We start from the raw sequence: 2135 nt of genomic DNA, 5'->3' as shown, positions 1-2135 counted from the left end.
CGCGGCTTCCGCATCGAGCCGGGGGAGGTGGAGGCGGCGCTGGCGGCGGACCCGCGGGTGCGCGAGGCGCGGGTGGTGGCGCGCGGCCCGGCTGGCGACACGCGCCTGGTGGCGTACGCCGCCCCGCGGCCCGGGGCGTCGGCATCGCCCGGGGCGCTGCTGGACGGCCTGCGGACGCGGCTGCCGGACTACATGGTCCCCGCGGAGCTGGTGCTGCTGGACGCGCTCCCCCGCAACGCCAACGGCAAGGTGGACACGCGCGCCCTTCCCCTCCCGGACCGCGGGGCGCGGACGGCCGGCGCGGCACCCCGCACCCCGCACGAGGAGCTGGTGGCGGGGATCTGGGCGGAGGTGCTGGGCATGGCGGACGTGGGCGCGGACGAAAGCTTCTTCGCCCTGGGCGGCCACTCGCTCCTGGCCACCCGGGTGGTCTCGCGGGTGCGCCGCACCCTGGGGGTGGAGGTGCCCCTCCGCGTCCTCTTCGAGGCGCCCACCGTGGCCGCCTTCGCCGCGCGGGTGCAGGCCCTGCGGAGCGCCGCCGGCGCCGCGGGCGAGGCGCCCATCCCCCGCGTGGCCCGCGGGGGGCCGCTGACCCCGTCGTACGGGCAGCGGCGCCTGTGGATCGTGGACCGGCTGGAGCCGGGGAGCACGGCGTACGTCATGCCCGGCGCCGTGCGGCTGCGGGGTCCGCTGGACGTGGCGGCGCTGGGCCGCGCCCTGGACGCCCTGGCGGCCCGGCACGAGCCGCTGCGCACCCGCTTCGACGAGCGCGGCGGCGAGCCCGTGCAGGTCATCGACCCGCCGTCCCCCGTCCCCCTGCCCGTGGTGGACCTGGGCGCCCTCCCCGCCGCCGCGCGCGAGGACGGGGCCCGCCGCGTGGCCCGGGCCCGGGCGCGCCGCCCCTTCGACCTGCGCCGGGGGCCCCTGCTGCGCTGCACGCTGCTGCGCCTGGGGCCGGACGACCACGTGCTCCTGTTCACCCTGCACCACGTGGTGACCGACGGGTGGAGCATGGGCGTGCTGGTGCGCGAGCTCTCCGCCCTGTACGCGGCCGGCGGCGCCGCGGACGCGCTTCCCCCGCTCCCCGTGCAGTACGCGGACTTCGCGGCCTGGCAGCGCGAGACGCTGGCCGGCGCCGCGCTGGAGTCGCGGCTGGCGTACTGGCGGGGGCGGCTGGCCGGCGCGCCGCCCCTGCTGGACGTCCCCACGGACCGCCCGCGCCGCGCCGGGACGGACCCCCGGGCCGGGCGCCACGCCTTTGGCCTGTCGCCGGAGCTCACGGAGGCGCTGCGCGCCCTGTCGCGCCGCGAGGGGGCCACGCTGTTCATGACCCTGCTGGCGGCGTGGCAGGGCGTCCTGGGCCGCTGGGCGGGCGAGGACGACGTGGTGGTGGGCACGGCCGTGGCGGGGCGCGCGCGGGTGGAGCTGGAGGGGCTGGTGGGCTTTTTCGTGAACATGCTGCCCCTGCGCGGCCGCCTGGACGGCGATCCCACCTGGGCGCAGCGGCTGGCGCGGGTGCGCGAGACGGCCCTGGAGGCGTACGCCCACCAGGACGCGCCCTTCGAGCGGCTGGTGGACGCGCTGGCGGGGGAGCGCAGCCTGGCCCACGCGCCCCTCTTCCAGGTGACGTTCGCCCTCGTGCAGGCGGGGGCGGACGACCGGCTGCGGCTGGACGACGTGGAGGCGGAGCCGTTCGCGGCCGGCGACCCCGGCACCCGGTACGACCTGGAGCTGGAGATGGTGGACGGCGGCGGCCCCCTGGGGGGAACGCTGGCCTTTCGCGCGGCGCTCTTCGACCCCGCCACGGCCGCGCGGATGACGCGGCACCTGGAGACGGTGCTGCGGGCCATGGCCGCCGATCCCGCCGCCCGCGCGTCGCGGCTGTCGCTGCTGGACGACGGGGAGCGGGCGCGGGTGCTGGACGGGTGGAACGCCACCGACGCCCCGTATCCCGCCGTGTCGCTGCACGGTCTCGTGGCGCGGCAGGCGGGGCGCGCGCCCGGGGCGACGGCCCTCGTCTTCGAGGGGGACACGGTCTCGTACGGCGAGCTGGAGCGCCGCGCCGGCCGGCTGGCCCGCCGCCTTCGCCGCCTGGGGGTGGGCCCCGAGACGCGCGTGGGCGTGTGCGCCGAGCG

At 79.4% G+C, this 2135-nt stretch carries 1 protein-coding gene; it reads left to right on the top strand.

All coding sequences use genetic code 11. The features are described from left to right. The coding region (locus VFZ20_RS28470; protein WP_329687356.1) for a condensation domain-containing protein at positions 1-2135 on the top strand (2135 nt) is incomplete at both ends.

The organism is Longimicrobium sp., assembly GCF_036280135.1.
Taxonomy (GTDB): Bacteria; Gemmatimonadota; Gemmatimonadetes; order Longimicrobiales; family Longimicrobiaceae; genus Longimicrobium.
Note: the sequence above shows the minus strand (reverse complement) of the source record. Positions and strands in the feature narration are given on the sequence as shown.